The 15814-nt window shown below is 59.6% G+C and carries 27 protein-coding genes; 23 read left to right on the top strand and 4 right to left on the bottom strand.

Going from position 1 to position 15814, the window contains the following annotated elements:
* Window positions 1–27 precede the first annotated feature (27 nt).
* Complete coding sequence (locus F3H95_RS27125) at window positions 28–183, top strand: hypothetical protein (protein WP_188134330.1); 156 nt, start codon at window positions 28–30, stop codon at window positions 181–183.
* 9 nt (window positions 184–192) lie between these two features.
* Here F3H95_RS27125 and F3H95_RS27120 read toward each other — a convergent pair whose 3' ends face one another.
* A complete protein-coding gene (locus F3H95_RS27120) occupies window positions 193–369 on the bottom strand; it encodes a hypothetical protein (RefSeq protein WP_188134329.1) in 177 nt (58 codons plus the stop codon).
* Window positions 359–664, bottom strand: a complete 306-nt coding sequence (locus F3H95_RS08545) for a hypothetical protein (protein ID WP_149745582.1) — start codon at window positions 662–664, stop codon at window positions 359–361. Before F3H95_RS08545 ends, F3H95_RS27120 begins: the two co-directional genes overlap by 11 nt.
* A gap of 217 nt (window positions 665–881) precedes the next feature.
* Between F3H95_RS08545 and F3H95_RS08540 the strand changes: the two genes are divergently transcribed.
* The gene (locus F3H95_RS08540) at window positions 882–1718 is read left to right on the top strand and encodes a DUF5131 family protein (RefSeq protein ID WP_149745581.1); all 837 of its coding nucleotides are present in this window, start codon (window positions 882–884) and stop codon (window positions 1716–1718) included.
* Window positions 1719–1770: 52 nt separating this feature from the next.
* Window positions 1771–3018: a three-Cys-motif partner protein TcmP gene (locus F3H95_RS08535; protein WP_149745580.1), complete on the top strand. Its 1248-nt coding sequence runs from the start codon at window positions 1771–1773 to the stop codon at window positions 3016–3018.
* Between the two features lie 732 nt (window positions 3019–3750).
* On the opposite strand, the gene F3H95_RS08530 is transcribed toward F3H95_RS08535, so the two are convergent.
* Entirely contained in the window at window positions 3751–4449 is a 699-nt protein-coding gene (locus F3H95_RS08530) for a hypothetical protein (RefSeq protein ID WP_149745579.1), read from the bottom strand.
* A 26-nt stretch (window positions 4450–4475) separates the two neighbouring features.
* Window positions 4476–5288 carry a S24 family peptidase gene (locus F3H95_RS08525; protein ID WP_149745578.1) on the bottom strand — a complete coding sequence of 271 codons (813 nt, stop codon included), beginning with the start codon at window positions 5286–5288 and terminating at the stop codon, window positions 4476–4478.
* Between the two features lie 113 nt (window positions 5289–5401).
* On the opposite strand from F3H95_RS08525, the gene F3H95_RS08520 reads away from it, so the two are divergent.
* From F3H95_RS08520 to F3H95_RS08430, 20 genes are all read left to right on the top strand, one after another.
* Window positions 5402–5734 carry a helix-turn-helix domain-containing protein gene (locus F3H95_RS08520; protein WP_149745577.1) on the top strand — a complete coding sequence of 111 codons (333 nt, stop codon included), beginning with the start codon at window positions 5402–5404 and terminating at the stop codon, window positions 5732–5734.
* On the top strand, window positions 5734–6042 hold the full coding sequence (locus F3H95_RS08515) for a hypothetical protein (RefSeq protein WP_149745576.1): 309 nt from the start codon (window positions 5734–5736) through the stop codon (window positions 6040–6042). Before F3H95_RS08520 ends, F3H95_RS08515 begins: the two co-directional genes overlap by 1 nt.
* Window positions 6039–6395 carry a hypothetical protein gene (locus F3H95_RS08510; RefSeq protein WP_149745575.1) on the top strand — a complete coding sequence of 119 codons (357 nt, stop codon included), beginning with the start codon at window positions 6039–6041 and terminating at the stop codon, window positions 6393–6395. The genes F3H95_RS08515 and F3H95_RS08510 overlap by 4 nt, the downstream gene beginning before the upstream one ends.
* The gene (locus F3H95_RS08505; RefSeq protein WP_149745574.1) at window positions 6395–7258 is read left to right on the top strand and encodes a ParB N-terminal domain-containing protein; all 864 of its coding nucleotides are present in this window, start codon (window positions 6395–6397) and stop codon (window positions 7256–7258) included. The genes F3H95_RS08510 and F3H95_RS08505 overlap by 1 nt, the downstream gene beginning before the upstream one ends.
* A complete protein-coding gene (locus F3H95_RS08500) occupies window positions 7255–7719 on the top strand; it encodes a hypothetical protein (RefSeq protein ID WP_149745573.1) in 465 nt (154 codons plus the stop codon). The genes F3H95_RS08505 and F3H95_RS08500 overlap by 4 nt, the downstream gene beginning before the upstream one ends.
* Window positions 7719–7916: a hypothetical protein gene (locus F3H95_RS08495; RefSeq protein ID WP_149745572.1), complete on the top strand. Its 198-nt coding sequence runs from the start codon at window positions 7719–7721 to the stop codon at window positions 7914–7916. The genes F3H95_RS08500 and F3H95_RS08495 overlap by 1 nt, the downstream gene beginning before the upstream one ends.
* Before the next feature lies 1 nt (window position 7917).
* Window positions 7918–8070: a hypothetical protein gene (locus tag F3H95_RS27115; protein WP_188134327.1), complete on the top strand. Its 153-nt coding sequence runs from the start codon at window positions 7918–7920 to the stop codon at window positions 8068–8070.
* On the top strand, window positions 8067–10049 hold the full coding sequence (locus tag F3H95_RS08490; protein ID WP_149745571.1) for a transposase domain-containing protein: 1983 nt from the start codon (window positions 8067–8069) through the stop codon (window positions 10047–10049). The genes F3H95_RS27115 and F3H95_RS08490 overlap by 4 nt, the downstream gene beginning before the upstream one ends.
* Before the next feature lie 115 nt (window positions 10050–10164).
* Window positions 10165–11190, top strand: coding sequence for an AAA family ATPase (locus tag F3H95_RS08485; RefSeq protein ID WP_149745570.1), 1026 nt, complete (start codon window positions 10165–10167; stop codon window positions 11188–11190).
* Window positions 11190–11495 (top strand): hypothetical protein, encoded by a 306-nt coding sequence (locus tag F3H95_RS08480; protein ID WP_149745569.1) that lies wholly within the window; start codon window positions 11190–11192, stop codon window positions 11493–11495. The genes F3H95_RS08485 and F3H95_RS08480 overlap by 1 nt, the downstream gene beginning before the upstream one ends.
* Window positions 11492–11800, top strand: a complete 309-nt coding sequence (locus tag F3H95_RS08475) for a hypothetical protein (protein ID WP_149745568.1) — start codon at window positions 11492–11494, stop codon at window positions 11798–11800. The genes F3H95_RS08480 and F3H95_RS08475 overlap by 4 nt, the downstream gene beginning before the upstream one ends.
* Window positions 11797–12084, top strand: a complete 288-nt coding sequence (locus F3H95_RS08470) for a hypothetical protein (protein ID WP_149745567.1) — start codon at window positions 11797–11799, stop codon at window positions 12082–12084. Before F3H95_RS08475 ends, F3H95_RS08470 begins: the two co-directional genes overlap by 4 nt.
* Window positions 12081–12620: a host-nuclease inhibitor Gam family protein gene (locus F3H95_RS08465; protein ID WP_244617924.1), complete on the top strand. Its 540-nt coding sequence runs from the start codon at window positions 12081–12083 to the stop codon at window positions 12618–12620. Before F3H95_RS08470 ends, F3H95_RS08465 begins: the two co-directional genes overlap by 4 nt.
* Before the next feature lie 23 nt (window positions 12621–12643).
* Window positions 12644–12955, top strand: a complete 312-nt coding sequence (locus tag F3H95_RS08460; protein ID WP_149745566.1) for a hypothetical protein — start codon at window positions 12644–12646, stop codon at window positions 12953–12955.
* 109 nt (window positions 12956–13064) lie between these two features.
* Window positions 13065–13718 carry a regulatory protein GemA gene (locus F3H95_RS08455; protein ID WP_149745565.1) on the top strand — a complete coding sequence of 218 codons (654 nt, stop codon included), beginning with the start codon at window positions 13065–13067 and terminating at the stop codon, window positions 13716–13718.
* The gene (locus F3H95_RS08450; protein WP_149745564.1) at window positions 13715–13981 is read left to right on the top strand and encodes a hypothetical protein; all 267 of its coding nucleotides are present in this window, start codon (window positions 13715–13717) and stop codon (window positions 13979–13981) included. Before F3H95_RS08455 ends, F3H95_RS08450 begins: the two co-directional genes overlap by 4 nt.
* Entirely contained in the window at window positions 13978–14352 is a 375-nt protein-coding gene (locus tag F3H95_RS08445) for a hypothetical protein (protein WP_149745563.1), read from the top strand. The genes F3H95_RS08450 and F3H95_RS08445 overlap by 4 nt, the downstream gene beginning before the upstream one ends.
* Complete coding sequence (locus F3H95_RS08440) at window positions 14349–14672, top strand: winged helix-turn-helix domain-containing protein (protein WP_149745562.1); 324 nt, start codon at window positions 14349–14351, stop codon at window positions 14670–14672. The genes F3H95_RS08445 and F3H95_RS08440 overlap by 4 nt, the downstream gene beginning before the upstream one ends.
* The gene (locus tag F3H95_RS08435; protein WP_188134326.1) at window positions 14672–15358 is read left to right on the top strand and encodes a DUF2786 domain-containing protein; all 687 of its coding nucleotides are present in this window, start codon (window positions 14672–14674) and stop codon (window positions 15356–15358) included. Before F3H95_RS08440 ends, F3H95_RS08435 begins: the two co-directional genes overlap by 1 nt.
* A complete protein-coding gene (locus tag F3H95_RS08430) occupies window positions 15358–15813 on the top strand; it encodes an ASCH domain-containing protein (RefSeq protein ID WP_149745560.1) in 456 nt (151 codons plus the stop codon). Before F3H95_RS08435 ends, F3H95_RS08430 begins: the two co-directional genes overlap by 1 nt.
* Window position 15814 lies beyond the last annotated feature (1 nt).

Raw genomic sequence — 15814 nt, 5'->3', positions numbered from 1 at the left:
GTTGGTTCGGGTGAATGGGGGGCGCCTATGAACGACCTGAGGGAGATCCTCGCGCAACTCGAAGCGGCAAAAGCCCGCGCCGAGAAAGCCGAACTGCCGCTTCTGGTCTATCTCATTGCAATGGCCATTCTTGAAGCAGAAGAGCAGACGCGTTTGCTGGGGCCGCCAACGACGCGTCATTGAGCAAGTTCGCTACTGCGTAACACCCTCGGCCTTGTCCGGCCGATGCGCGAAGCAATAGAAATCCGATTCGCCACGCCCGCGTGGGGACGGGTAACCGAAGGATCCCCACTTCTTGCAGCCTGGCGCCTGACAGTAATGCTCGAAATGGACTGCCGCCCCGGACGCGCCGGTGTTGTCACTGGCCATGCTTGGCGCTCCTCTGTTCGTACATCTTTTCGATATCGTAGTGCAGATTACATCGGTCGTCCTTGTCTCCGACACGCGGGCACCCTTCGGCCAACGCAATTCGGGTGAGCAGATCCGGCAGGACGTAATCCCCGACTTTGGCCAATAACATTGAGGCGTCGTATCGACGCTGGATGCCGCATTTTGGGCAAATCAGATGAACCTTGCCGCCGAGAAAGTCTGACAGGTAAGGCGAGCTGAAGCGTGGTTCTGCTTTACTGTTATTGGGACGCTGCGGGCCGCGCGAATGGGGCATCCGAATCTCCATGTTCGGACCGGCCGCATTCGGTCATTTGGTTCAGGCACCCGCCGCCTTCGGGGCGCTGAGAACTGCCTCATAAAGCTCGAGGCGTCAAGGCTAATGACAGCACCGTACCAAGCTCATAATCTGCGCAACTATGGCCAATGTTAATCATTTGGCAAGCATGTTCTCTGAATGTACCATGGGTCGATTTATGACAGGGAGACGTGCGATGGCCATGAATTCTACAATTGAGTGGACCGACCACACGTTTAACCCTTGGACGGGCTGTACCAATATCAGCCCAGGCTGCGACAACTGCTATGCCGAAGCATGGTCAAAACGATCGGGCCACGTGAAATGGGGCAATTCTCCTCGCAAGAAAACAACTGATGCGTACTGGAAAGCGCCTCATATCTGGCAGCAGAAGGCGGCTCAGTTTGCAGCCCTGCACGGCAGAAGACAGCGCGTCTTTTGCGCATCTCTAGCCGATGTATTCGACAACCAGGCGGACCCGGCGTGGCGAAAGGACTTGTTTGAGGTCATTCGAGCGACGCCGGCGCTCGACTGGCAGCTGCTCACCAAGCGCCCTCAAAACATCAAAAAGATGCTGCCGGCAGACTGGGGGGCTTCCGGTTACCCGAATGTTTGGTTGGGCTTCACCGCAGAAGATCAAACTCGCTTTGACCAAAGGAAACGCTTCATCGCGGATATTCCTGCCGCAGTCTGGTTCGTTTCGTACGAACCCGCTATCGGCCCTCTGCGATTGTCAGAAAGCGATCCCAAACCGGATTGGCTTATCAGCGGCGGCGAAAGCGGCCATGGCGCGCGTCCGATGATGGCACAGTGGGCACGAGACATCGTCGCCGACTGCAGGAAATTTGGCGTCGCGCCATTCCATAAGCAATGGGGCGCAGCGACAAACAATCCCTTAGTGCAGGAACAAGGACTTCCCGCGTCTTTGGTTAAGGAACTAGACCAGTTTGGAAAAGGAGGAGGCTTGCTGGACGGTGAATTAATACGTGAGTTTCCCGCAGAAAAAGAAAGTCAGTTCAAGCTTCGCGCTTGACGAATCAATGACTACACAACTCACTGTCTGAGTATCGGCAGGAGTTACAACAATTAAGACGTTTGGCTGGAAACCGGGCGCGGCGCCTCCCTCGCTAGAAGATCATAGCGACGCGAAACTGAGGTTGATTGCGGCTTATCTAGAGGGCTACTTCCCCGCCATTTTGGTCAGTCCTGCACAACGGCGGCAACGAATTACACTGGTTGACGGATTCTGCGGCGGTGGTCGTTTTCTACGCGACGGGCAATTTGTGAAAGGCACGCCTCTACTATTCCTCGACGCGGTGGATGCAGCAGAACGGCAGGCGAATCAAGGAAGGAATCACAAGCTAGAAATTGACGCTGAATTTCACTTCGTTGACAGTGAAAAGAACCATATTGATTTCCTTCGGGCTGAATTGCACGCCCACGGGCACTCTTCGAAAATCGGACGGTCGATATTCATACATCACTCGAAATTTGAAGACGTATTTCCCCTGATTTCATCTCGCATAGAGATGAGGACCCGACGCCAGGTCGGTCGTTCTATTTTTCTTCTCGATCAATTGGGATACTCCGACGTAGACCTCGAAATCGTCAGGAAAATCCTGAGATTTTCTGCCGCGGAGTGCATTCTGACATTCGCAGTCGGATGGCTAATTGATTATCTCTCAACAGATCCGGAAGTCCTGCGACGATTAGCGCCAATAGAGATCTCGGCGGAGCAGCTGAAAGAATTTCTTCATGTGAAAGGCGAACGGGGCGGACGATATGTAATTCAGCGCTTGCTGCTTAGACATATTATGCAGCAGACTGGCGCGCCTTTCCTAAGCCCCTTCTTCCTGCGATCAAAAAAAGCTCGTAAGGATCTTTGGCTGCTCCACCTATCGCACCATGTAAAGGCACGTAACGTCATGGTCGATAGCCATTGGGAGATAAACAATCAATCATTGCATTTGGGGCATGGCGGGTTGGAGATGCTGGGTTTTAATCCAAATGCCGATCCTCAAAATGCTCCAGATTTTCTCTTCGGCCGAGCCGACAAGGAACTGATGCGGGAGCGATTGGCGGAAGACTTCCTTAAGCGCCTGCACGAACGTCATCGAGACGAGAGGCTGTCCTATGAAGTCTTCGTTAAGTCTATTGCTAACGAGACACCCGCGCGATTGGTTGACATCGCCGATGTCACCTCGTTTCTAGTCAGTGAAAAAGAACTCGACCTCCGGAATACAAATAATTCTGAAAAGCGTGTGCCTACCCCCTCCTGGTCTGATTCCATTTCGTTGAACCGTCAGGGCAGACTTTGGTCTTTCAAGAGATAGAAGCTCTGGGGTGGCTGTGATTCATCCCCGAAGGGCGCACAGGCGGCTCGGGGCCAACCCGCCGAGAACGCTAATGTACCGCGCCCGAGAGGCGCCTTGGGAAGAACTTTCGTCAATAGATATGAGATTTCCGTTTTTCCGGTTTTAGGTGTCAAAATTCCGGAAATCCGCGTCAAGCTTGTTGTCAGTCACCGTTATCCGGAAAACCCGTCATTGTCCGTCAAATCGCGGCAATTCGTGGCAATGGGCTGAAATACAAGGGCTTTTCGCGGTATCAAACGGGCGGAGATGGCAGGCGCGTTTGACACGGAAACGGATAGTAGTGGCCGCTGCGGCGCGTTTTATCGGTGGTTCCGGCGAAAGGTTCGAGGCGGTTTTGAAAACCGTTTGAAGGGCTTTGAAACGGTTGTGAAAGCCCGGAAAACCGGGCTTTTTACATTTTGAGGATTTCCGCAGCCCCGTGCGGAATGGCGCCATTTTTGACACGAAAATCCAATTCGAACATGGAAGTCACTTCCATGTTGCGCTCACTGCCGACAAAACAATTAGAATTCAGTGGGTTACAATAAGCCTTCGCTCTTTTCCAACATGGAAGTCGTCATTGAAAAAGACGGGTTTCTTCCATGTTCGGAGAGGCGTGGCGCTGACACTTATTGAGCGTCTTCAATTTTCAAAAAGCGCTCTCGACGAGAGACACGATAACGCTTGTACCCGTATCTGATTTGCACGTCATCAGAAAGCCTCGGCGTTGAGCACCAGTTTCGTTGCAGGATCATAATCGCATGTATAGGTCATGTGCTTCCATGCGCCGAACCCGTTCTGCAGTTTCAATCTATTGCCCATATAGGTCACAATACCCTTCTGCTGGTCGCGCCATTGAAACTTCGAGAACCTCGGTTCGCCAAATCCATCGGTCCACTGATAATCCCATTTTGCAAGGCTCTGGATGGCGCGTGCGCAATCCACATGTGCGTCGACGGAAACACTTTCTGCCCAGCAGCGGAGGTCCTTCTTGCAGGCGGCCTGCTTTTCGAGTGCTGCCCGCTTATCAGCTTCAGCCTTCTGTCGCACAAGTTCGGCATCAGCCTTGCGCCTGGCCTCAGCCTCGGCCGCAGCCTGGGCCTGCTTCGCGGCCTTCTCCTGCTCGGCAATTCGATCTCGTTCGGGTCGGCCTGCAGCCCATAGAGTGGGATCTGTGATGCCAGCATCCCTTGCCTGCTTCATATCGGCGTAGCTGAGAAATCCGGCATCCTGCGCCTCCCAACCAAGCCCCGTACCGGCCACGAGCGCGAAACATATGAGCGAAACAAATCCTAACGCCAAATAGGCCAGTTTTCTCAGGCGTCTGCCTTTTGAAAAGAGAACACCAAATACGTTCCAGACCATCACCAGCAGACTGATGCCTAAGCCGATAAACCCCACAGTTTGCATGTTCCCCCCTGCCATATCTATCAGATTTATGGTGCACGCATGATGCACATGACGCGACCGAGCGGGACGATCGAGGCGAGTTCGTCTCTGGTATAGGTTTCAGGAGGATAGCCGGCGAGTTGGTTGTCCGAAACCAAATCGATGCGCGCATTGTCCACCCGCCAGCGGGCGCGCTTGACCTTGATCCCCTCGCCCACGCGAAAGACGAAGATCCCGCCCTCCTCGATATGCGTCTTGCTGCGATCGACGAGCAGCAGCGAGCCATCCGGGATGGTGGGCAGCATGCTCTCGCCCTTGGCAAAGATGATCTGCGACTTTTCAGGCGATGCACCAAGCCTGCGAAGGAAGGATCGAGCCAGAATGATATCATGGGGCTCATCATGTTCATCGACGGGCACCAAACCGGATCCGGCAGAGGCGTGAACGTTGTAAACGCTCACAGCCACCAAATCATGAGGGAGTTCCGGCGTGTCTTCGTTGTCGTCTTCTTCCGTCTCCTCGGCACGGTAAGACATCGCCCAAGAGATCATGTCGATAGGGACTAGATAGTTAATCGAGTGGTCCGCGGCTTTTGCCAGCCGAAGAAGCTCCAAAAATTTGGGCTGAGTTTTTCCCATTCTGTAGTTGTCCAGCGTGGTTGGTCCTACGCCCATTACCGCAGCTGCCTTATCGCGACCTCCGGCATAACCGGTCAACATAGTAATCTTCTCAGCTAGATCACGTTCTGCAGTCGGAAGCGTTTCCCAGTGCGCTTTGTATCGCTCAATCGCCTGTTCCACTGACTTGCGATCATAAGTTGGATCCGCATCGGGGTCTATTTTTTTGGATTTTCTCGCCATAACCCTCTTCTAAAGTCCATTTATTTGGACTAACCTCTCCATAAATACGGACCAAATCACCCATGAAAAGGGAGGCCGGCCAGGGCCTCCCTCGTCACAACCGAGGAAAGACTATGCATCGCGACCGCAAGGCGGACAAGACCACCAACGCACGCGTCGAAGAGGCCACCCGCGTCAAGGCCAGGCTGACGAAGCAGGGATACTGCCTGCTCGATGTCGATCGCCTTTACGGCCTTGCACGCGGCACGGCCGGAACCACGTTGCGCGAACCGAACGTTGCCGGTGAGCGCGCCATTGCCGCCATCCTGAAGACGCGACCGGAGTTTCTCTGGCGCACCCGCTACCACGCCGATGGCCGACGCAAGACGCCGCAGCCGCCGGAGAATTATCAGCGATCGACGATGCGCGATCGCCGTCTGGCATCGCCGGCCCAGGCGGCCGCGTGATGTGGAGCGGCCAGCCTGCCGTTCTAGCCTTTGCCATCCGGCGCCGGGTCACCCCTACCGGCAGGGCTTCGATCTCGTCCATCAAGCCCCGGCTGACGGACAGAACTGGCCGCTCCACGCCTTCCACTTTCCCCATTTTGACCGGCAATCCAATGACGAAACGTCACGGAAAATCTGACACCCAAAACCCGTTCATTCCCGCCGCGTCGCCCATCTGCCGCGCGGCCGATACAGCGCTTTTGTTCAGCGTCGCGCTCTTCGGCCTCGCGGCAGCAGTGGCCGCCCTGCTGCGGCAGGTTCTGTCATGATCAACCGGTTCGACCAGGGCCAAATGTACGAGGCCACGCTGCATGCCTGCGTGGTGGCCGTGCAGGAAGGTTTTCCGCATCTTGCGATCCGCGAGATCCTCGACCCACCGCACCACTGGTTCGATGCGGCACTGGCGCGCCAGATCGTCATGCACCTGATGGTGCGCCAGCACGATTGGCCGAAGCGCCGCGTGGTGGAAACCGAGGACCGGTCGCGCGAGGCGATCAATCGAGCGCTGCGCACCATCGACGAGCGCCTGATCACCCCCCGTTTTGAAACGCATTACCGCAGCATGGCCGAGCGCTCGCACGCCCTGTTGGCCCTGCGGCTTACCGAGAGCGAGGCAGCCTGATGGCCGAATTCAAACGCATATCCATTGACCAGATCGCCGTTCCGGAGCGGTTGCGCACCGTCGAGGAAGAGCATGCGCTGGCAATCGCACAATCGATCGTCGAACACGGGCTGTTGAACCCGATCACCGTGCGCGCCACGCCGGCTGCCGGCAAGGGCGCAACACCGTTTACGCTGGTGGCCGGCGCGCACCGTCTGCGGGCGGTGAAGATCAATGAAGACAGCGAGATCGACGCCATCGTGATCACGGCCGACAAGGAAGAGGCGCAGCTCGTCGAGATTGTCGAGAACATCTTTCGCAACGAGCTTTCGGTCATGGACCGGGCGATCTTCGTACAGTCCTATCGGGATATCTGGGAAGCGAAGTTTGGCAAGGTAGAGCCGGGGCGCCCCGGAAATCGCGCCAACTTGTCGCAATTATTTGCCGAGGAGGCTGAAAAGGGAAGTTTCTCGGTTCATGTGGCTGATCGTATGGGGCTTTCCAAGCGATCTGTCGAGCGCCTCAACAAGATCGCACAGAACCTGACGCCGAAACTGCGGGAAAAGCTGCGCGGCACGCCGGCTGCCGATAACCAGTCCGTGCTTCTCGATCTCTCCAAGCGCGGCCCCACTGAACAGGCCAAGATTGCCGCCGGGCTCGACGAGGCGGACCTGCCAAAGGTGCTGTCCGCGCTGGCGCCGCCCAAGCCGAAGCCGACATCGCTGGACAAGCAGGATGCGGCAAAGGCCGAACTCATGTCCGGCTGGCAGAAGGCCGATGACACGACGCGCAGCCTGTTCATCATGGATCGCCTGATCGAAGCCGGCGCCGACGCGGCGCTTGCCCGGCAGGTCAAAGAGCTTCTGGCGAGGGCTTCGTCATGAGCGCGCGCAAGGCCGATCCAGGGCAATTGGATTTCTTTCGTCAGCCGACATTTCCCAGCCGCACGGCGGCCCACAGCATCGACATCGAGCGGTTCCGCGCCCGCCTGAAGCGGGCGATGGCGCGCGCCATCCGCGAATGCCCGCATGACCGGGAGACCATTGCCGAGCGCATGGCGCTTTACCTCGGTCTGCCGTCCATCAGCCGGGGCATGCTCGATGCCTACACGGCCGAGAGCAAGACCGGGCACGACATCACTCTGGTGCGGTTTGCAGCCTTTGTGCATGCCACCGGTGCGATCTGGCTATGGGATGAGGCGATGGCCGACCAGGGCGCCACGCTCCTGATTGGTGACGAGGCGCGCCTCGCGGAAATCGCCCTGCTGCAGCAGGAGCAGGAGCGCATCAAGGCGCTGCTGCGGGACCTGAAGGCACGGCCCGTCAAGCTCAGCAGGGGGCGCTGATGGCCAAGGTTTCGCTCAAGAGCCAGATCGGCGCGGTCGATGCCATCGTGAACGGCCAGTTTTCCATCGTCGCCAGCAGCCAGGCCACGCGCGGCCTGCTGATCGACCAGCTGCGGGCGGTTTCAGACACGCTGCGCTGGGTCGCGCAGCACGAGGCAGAGATCCGCGCCGCCATTCAGACCAGGAAGGGGCAATGACATGAGCGTTATGCTGCTGCTGGTGGTCATCATTATTGGCGCTCTCAACGTGTCCGTCGCCATCTATGGCGTGCGCATACCGCCGCGCGCAATCATGATGCCTGCCCTTGGCTTTTTCGTCAGCATCATCTTTCTCGCCTGGGTGCTGGCATGAAGGAGTGGTTTACATCTGCGGAACTTGAAAAGGCCAAGCTGCCTGACTTGCCGCACACGCGTAAAGGCATTGAGTATCTTGTTGCCGAAAACGGCTGGCGCGCCACGGATCTCGCACGCAAGCGGGCCGGACGCGGCGGCGGCTACGAATACCATGTGTCGCTGCTGCCCGAAGCCGCGCGTCTGCAGCTGGAATTGGCCGATAAGGCATCATCGCTGAATGAGACGCCGAAAGCGCTGATCGCTCGCAAGAACGCGCTCTGGAACCGGTTCAACCAGCTTTCGAAGGCCTATAAAGCGCTCTGTGAAAAGCGCCTCGGCGTGCTGCGCCGTGTCGAGGATCTGGTGCGCCGCACCGGTGTCAATCGCACCTCAGCCATCGCCGTTGCCACGCACGAGGCGGGTGTTGCCAAGAGCGCCTATTACGAATGGCGCCAGCTTGTGCACGGGCTTGACCCTGATGACTGGCTGGCTGCACTCGCGCCTTCGACAGGATCGGCCAATGGTGTCGTTCCGGAAGAGACGCTCTGCCATCCCATGGCCTGGGACATTCTGAAAAGCGACTTCCTGCGCCCGGAAAAGCCGAGCTTCTCCGCCTGCTACCGCCGCATGGAGAAAACCGCAAAGCGCGAAGGATGGGCACCGATCCCTTCCGAGCGGACACTGCGCCGGCATTTTGACGCCAAGGTTCCGAAGTCCGTGCAGGTGCTTTGCCGCGAAGGCAAGGACAAGGCCAAGGGGCTTTATCCCGCCCAGCGCCGCAGCCGGTTGCACCTGCACGCCATGCAACTCGTCAACATGGACGGCCATAAGCTGGATGTCTTCGTGCGGGTGCCCTGGTCGAACAAGCCGGTGCGCATGTACCTCGTGGGCATCCAGGACCTTTTCAGCGGCAAGATCATCGCGCATCGGCTGTCCGACGCCGAGACCTGGGAAGTGGTGCGGCTGACGATCGGCGACATGGTCGAGACCTATGGCATCCCGGATGGCATCTATCTCGATAACGGCCGGGCTTTCGCCTCCAAGTGGATCACCGGCCAGATGAAAAAGCGCTTCCGGTTCAAGGTGCGCGAAGAAGAGCCGATGGGGCTTCTGACGACGCTCGGGATCGAGGTGACATGGACCACGCCCTATGCGGGGCAGTCCAAGCCGATCGAGCGCGCCTGGCGCGACCTGACGGACGTGATCTCGCGTCATCCCGCCGTGGCCGGCGCCTATACTGGCAACAAGCCGGACGCCAAGCCGGAGAACTATGCCAGCCGCGCCATTCCGCTGGCCGATTTCCAGCGGCATGTTGCAGAGCGCATCGCCGAGCACAATGCCCAGGCAGGGCGGAAAGCCAAGGCCTGCGCCGGCCGCAGCTTCGACGAGACCTTTGCCGCCTCCCTGGCCGAGCCGACGACAATCGTACGCTGGCCGACCGCTGCACAGAAGGCGCTCTGGCTGCTCGCCTCCGACATCGTCACCCTGCAGAAGGGGTCCGGCGAGGTTCACTTCCAGGGCAACCGCTACTGGTCTCCGCTGCTCAACCAGCATGCGGGCGACAAGGTGACGCTCAGGTTCGATCCGGACCGGCTGCACGATCCGATCCACGTCTACGACCTCGACAATCGCCTGATCTGCCGGGCCGAGTGCATCGACGACACCGGCCATAACGACCAGGCCGCAGCACGCCAGCACGCCCGACGCCGGTCCGATTATCAGAAGAAGGTGCGGGAACTGCGCGATGCCGAAGTGGTGTTCTCGCCCGATCAGCTTGCCGAGATCTACAGCCGTGGCGACGCGCCCGCCAGCGCACCGGAACCGATGCGGCCGGTGGTGACGCGGCTGGTGCCCAGCCAGAGCGGCAATCTGGCGGTGAAGGCCGAACAGAGCCTCAGTCCCGAAGAATTCGAAGACGCCTTTTCACGAGGGCTCGCCCGCCTCAGCGGCGGCGCCTCGATCCTGGAATTCCCGAAGGGGAATGGCTCCGGCGCGTGATGCCGGGGAGCGAATGAGCCGACATGTAGTGCGTACGGTTCCGACAAAAAAAGAGGGCGGGAATGGAAATCCCGCCCGCCAAACGCCCGAAAGGGCCACACAAGAGGAACCATAAATGAACCAGCATATCATCACAAGCCCGGCCAGCGGATGGGATCGGCCGGAGCCCAGCGAGAAGTTTATCGCCAAGCATTCCGCCGACGACGTCGAGATCTGGCGGCAGCTGACGGGAAAGGTTGCGGCGATCGCCAGCGAAAACGGCTTTGGCAAATCCGAGGTCGGGCGGCGCATGGGCATGGAGGTATCCACCTTCAGCCAGTGGTTTTCCGGGGCCTATCTGGGCCGGCTGGAAACCTATAACCGGATGGCCGAGCAGTGGCTGCATGCCTTTTTCGAGGCATCCGATGTGGTCTCCAACATCCGCCAATCGCCGCTCTTCATCAATACCCGCCTTTCGCGCGAGATCTTTGACACGCTGTCCTGGGCACAGACCACGGCGGATATGGTGATGATCACCGTCGGCGCCGGCATGGGCAAGACCATGGCCTGCCGCACCTATGCGGCCACCCGTCCGCATGTCTACCACGCCACGATTACCCCGCACACCAAGACGGTGCACGGCATGCTCGTGGAGCTTGCGGCGGAACTTGAGGTCAAGGAAAACAACCCGGCACGGCTCACCCGCGCCATCGGCGCCAAGCTTGGCCGCATTGGCGGCGGCTCGCTGCTGATCGTGGACGAAGCGCAGAACCTCGTCGATGACGCGATCAATCAGCTGCGCCACTTCATGGACATCTATCAGTGCGGCATCGCGCTGGTGGGCAATGACGAGGTCTATACCCGGTTCGGCCGCAGCGCCGGAGGCCCTTCCTATGCACAGCTCAAGCGCCGCATCGGCAAGCGCCTCAACCGCGCCAAGCCCTATCTGGAAGACCTGCAGGCCTATATCGCGGCCTGGGGTATCACCGATCCGGAATGCGTGAAGTTCCTGACCGGCATCGGCCTCAAGGGTGGTGCGCTTGGCCAGATCGACAAGACCGCGAAGCTGGCCTTCATGGCGGCGGAGGGAGGCGGCCAGCCGCTCTCCATCACGCATGTGAAAGCCGCCTGGCAGAACCGCGACGTAGAGGAGATCGCCTGATGCTGATCGCCTCGAAAGAACTATCGGCCATTGCGACCGATTTCCTCTCCCGCCCCCGGCCCGTCGCCATCGACGAGCTGCGGGAAACGGGCCGCTTCGTGGCGCATCTGGCGCAGCTCGTCGCGCTGCAGGAACGGGAGCTGGAGATCCACCGGCTGGCCGAGGCCGCACGGCAGGGCAAGGTGATCATCGCCGAGCTGGTCGACCAGCATTCGGCGGAAATCATCCGCATGCATCGCGAAAAGGATGACGACAAGATCATCCGTCCCAGCTTCGGGCGCGGTCCGAAAGGAGACCGGTCATGACCGAGACCATTTCCAATTATGCGAGAGGGCTGGCGAAATTTCTGGAGCCGCATATGGAAAGCGGCCTAACGCTCCGAGCCGAGGATGTGCGCTTTCTCGTAAAGGCCATTCATACCATCCGGGCGCTCGGCATCGAGATTGAACAGGATCACGAGATCCTCAAGCGCCGCATCCTGATGATGCGAGGCCGCAAGGTCGCCCCTGTTCTGGATGGGCGCACCGGCACCGTGATCCCTTTCCCGCCAAAACCCGGCCGACGCTTTGTCGTCGTCAATCCCGGCCCCGACGGAGGTGATGCGGCATGAGCGAGGAGCATGTCACCGTGCTGGTCGAGGTGCCGATCCCGCTGTCGCGCATCGCGGATGCGGTGGGGTTCATGGTGCACCAGCGCCTTGTCGACAAGTCAGCGCCGCGCCTCAAGGTGCGGCCCACCAATGATGCCGTCAAAGCCTCAATCGAGCGCGTCGTTGCCGCGATCGATCACCTGGAGCGCGTCACGCACACCGTCGGCGAGCCCGGCGCCCGTGATGCACTGATGGCCGCCGTGCGCGGTCTGCGCAAAGCCCACCTTTTGAACAGGAAGTCATGACGATGAAGACTGCGCTCAAGAACAAGACGAAGGCGATGTCCCGCGTGCCGCAGAGCCGCGAGGATGCCGTCTGGGCCGTCGGCCGGATCGGCACGCTGCGCCGCGAGATCGCCCACCACAAGGCCATTGCCGACGAGGCCGTGAAGGCTGCCGGCGAAGCGCTGGAAAAGGCAACCGCCGACCTGATGGCAGAACTTACGGACCACGAACGGGGCCTGCAGACCTGGTGCGAGGCAAACCGCCTGGCGCTCACCGTCGATGGCAAGGTGAAGTACCACGATTTCGGCACGGGCCGGATCAACTGGCGTCTGCGCCCGCCCAAGGTTTCGGTGCGCGGCCTGGAAGCCGTGATCGAAGGCTGCAAGAAGCTCGGGCTGACGCAATTCCTGCGGACGAAGGAGGAATTGAACAAGGAGGCGATGCTGGCCGACCCCGACAAGGCCCGCACGATCGCCGGCGTCACCATCACATCCGAAGGCGAGGATTTCGTGATCGAGCCGATCGAGATCGATGCGCCGAACGGCATGAAGGCGTGAGGGAGAGAGAGATGGAAAAATTCATGGAACCGCATTCCTTTCCGTCCGATCTCGTCGATATCGTTGCCAAGGCCATCTTCGACCAGGACGAGACGTTCAATCTGGAGGCCATTGCAAGGCTCGACGCGCAGGGCAACCGGACGCTTGGCGATACCATCGGGCGCGAGCGTGATAGCTGGGATAACCGCAGGAACCGCCCCATTCATGATGGCTATCGCCGACGCGCGGTAGCGGCTCTGAAGGCCGCGCAGATCTGCGGCGTCGTATTGCCATCCATCAATCCATACGTGCCGCAGCCGAAAAGCAAGGCAGAGCGGAAGGCAGGTGCAGTATGACCTATGGCGGATATTTCCTGCTCGGCCTGCTGACCCTCGGTATGATCATCACGGGCACGAATTTCGTGGTGGATGCCGGCCAGTGCCGGGCGATCCAGAGGGGGGTAAAATGACCTCCTCTCTCGCGGCCCTGCATGTGGCCAAGAAACAGCTCGGCCTGGACGATGACACGTACCGGGACAAGCTCAACAAGCTGACCGGCAAGGCCTCGGCCAAGGACATGACCGAGGCCGAGCGGCAGACCGTGCTGACGGTGTTTCGCAACGAAGGCTTCAAGCCGGCTTCGAACGGATCTCGAAAGGGTTTCCAAAAGGGGCTTCAGGGGAAGTATGCCAAAAAGCTGCAGGCGCTGTGGATCGCCGGCTACAATCTCGGCGTCATCAGCGACCGCACGGATGCGGCGCTGCTCGCCTTCGTCAACCGGCAGACCGGCCTCGATCATACGCGTTTCCTCCACTATCCGGACGATGCTGCGGCGGCGATCGAAGGCCTGAAAGGCTGGCTGAAGCGCGAGGCCGGCGTGATGTACGGCAACCTCAACGGCTATGACTGGCTGCGCCAGGATGGCGCAAAAGTGGCCTGGGCGCAGTGGAAGATCCTGCATCCAGGCGCGGATATCATGGTGCGCAAGCGGTTCGATGCCGAGGTGGTGGCCTATTCCGCCACCAAGGGCACCCTGCAGCAGCTGACGGCAAAGGACTGGCAGAGCGTCAACAACGAATTCGGCCGACGCATCCGCGCCCGGAAAGGCGGTGCGGCATGACATCGTCTTTCGAAAAGAACTTTGAGGGCCAGCTTGATGCCGCCCGTCTCCTCATGGAGGCACCTGACGTCCGCATCCACGTCCTCGGGATCGCCGTGAGAGGCAGAAACGTCATGATGGCGCGGTCTGTCAGCACCGGCACTTCGCGGCTTGAAGCCATGGGGATCATTCAAGCGCTGGAGCGCGAGGCGAACCGAATTCGCACTGTGCTCAACGGGCAGGAGCGAACGGCCGAGGGCTCTGGAAAAGGCGGTGCGGCATGAACACCAAGGCGATTTCCGCAGTTTTGATTTCGACGCTCGCCGTCATCGTCGGTATCGCGGACTACCAGATTTCTTCGCATATCGAGACCAAGACAATCCACATTGTGAACAAGGAGCGGCTGATGAAGATCAGCACCGATCGCGATGGCAATACATCTTCCTCGTATACCAACTTCGTCTACGCGGAGGATGAACTCTATGTCGTGCAGGACAGCCTATGGAACGGGCATTTCCGGGCCGGCAGTGTCTATGCCAGCATCCGGATCGGCGCAGACTGCGCGGTGACACTCTCCGGCTACAGATATGGGCCGCTGTCGATGTACCAGAACATCATTGCCGCGAGCTGCGGGCCGGAAGGCGGTGCGAAATGACATCGCTTTTCTGCCCATGCTGCGGCCAGCAGCGCACGGACTACAGTACCATCGATCTAACCAGGTTCACGAACCTGGAGCGCCGCCTGATCGAAGCCCTGGTTGCTACGGGCCAACGGTTCCAGGATAAAAACGTGCTGGCGGACAAGGTCTACAGCGACCGTCCGGACGGCGGACCGTTGGCTGCCCCCAACTCTATTCAGATCTTGATCCACAAGGCCAAAAAGAAACTGGCGAGCAGTGGATGGACGATCGAAAACCGCTGGGGCTGCGGCTATCGGCTCGTCCGCACAAGCGATGCTGGAAAGGCGGTGGCGTGATGAAAGACCGCGAAAAGATCCTCGCGAAGATCCGCGCGCTCACTGCCAAAACGATCACCTCCGGATGCACCGAGGCCGAAGCGATTGCTGCAGCCGAAAAAGCCGCAGCGCTGATGCGGGAATACGGCATCTCCGAAAGTATCGTCGAGATTGACCAGGGCAGCGTTGGCGTCAAATTCAATATGCGGTCGCCAAAGGCAGTCGTGTGCGCGGCCATCGCCTACAGCATCAACGGAATATGCGTTCATACCTACAGGGGCTCGCAAAAGTCCGTTGTCTATGTCGGCCAGGCACCGGGTCCGCAAATTGCCTGCTACCTGCACGACGTCCTTCACAGGGCTGTGGAAACCGCGTTGAAGGAATTTCGAGGCGGGCCTTTCTACAAGGCGCGGCGTAGCACAAAGACCCGTCGTAAAGCGGTCGATGACTTTGTGCACGGAATGGCAATGCGACTGGCAAGACGTGTCATTGACATGTTTGCAGAGACACGTTCGGACGAACAGCGCCGTCGTGCCGATGCCGCAGCTGCCGAGCTGTTCAACGCTGTCGGCGTCAAGCAGCGCGAGCGCAAGACACGGTTTGTCGAGGCTGAGCACCTCGGCGACAGAGCTGGTCGCCGCGTGACCATTGCTCGCGGCGTGAGTGAGGCACCTGTCTCCGGCCTGATTGCCGGAGGGGACCGCTAATGGTTTCCTACGGCTTCAAATCCTACTTCGCTCCCCAGATCGAGGATGGCAGCAAGACGCATACCATCCGCCAGCACCGCCGGCGCCATGCGCATCCCGGCGAGCCGCTGCAGCTTTATGTCGGGATGCGCACCCGCCATTGCCGCAAGATCATTGCGGATCCGATCTGCCGGTCTGTGCGGCCGATCGTCATCATGTCGAGCGACCTCATCGACGCCGGCATTGCCTATATCGAGATCGACGGCATGCCGCTCAGGCGCGACGAGATCGAGGCCTTTGCCGCCTCTGACGGCTTTGCGCCTGACCGGCTGCGGGGCCTTGCGCCGCAGAGCCTGATCGGCCAGACGGCGCGCGAGACCATGGGCCGCTTCTGGCGGGCCACGCACAACGGCACCCGGTTCGAAGGCGTCATCATCCGCTGGGGCGATGCCCGGCCCGCCTGGGAGTGCCGCTGAC

This window comes from Rhizobium sp. RU35A (genome assembly GCF_900156005.1).
Lineage (GTDB): Bacteria > Pseudomonadota > Alphaproteobacteria > Rhizobiales > Rhizobiaceae > Neorhizobium > Neorhizobium straminoryzae.
The sequence above is the reverse complement of the archived record's forward strand: the minus strand, read 5'-3'. Positions and strand labels throughout refer to the sequence as shown.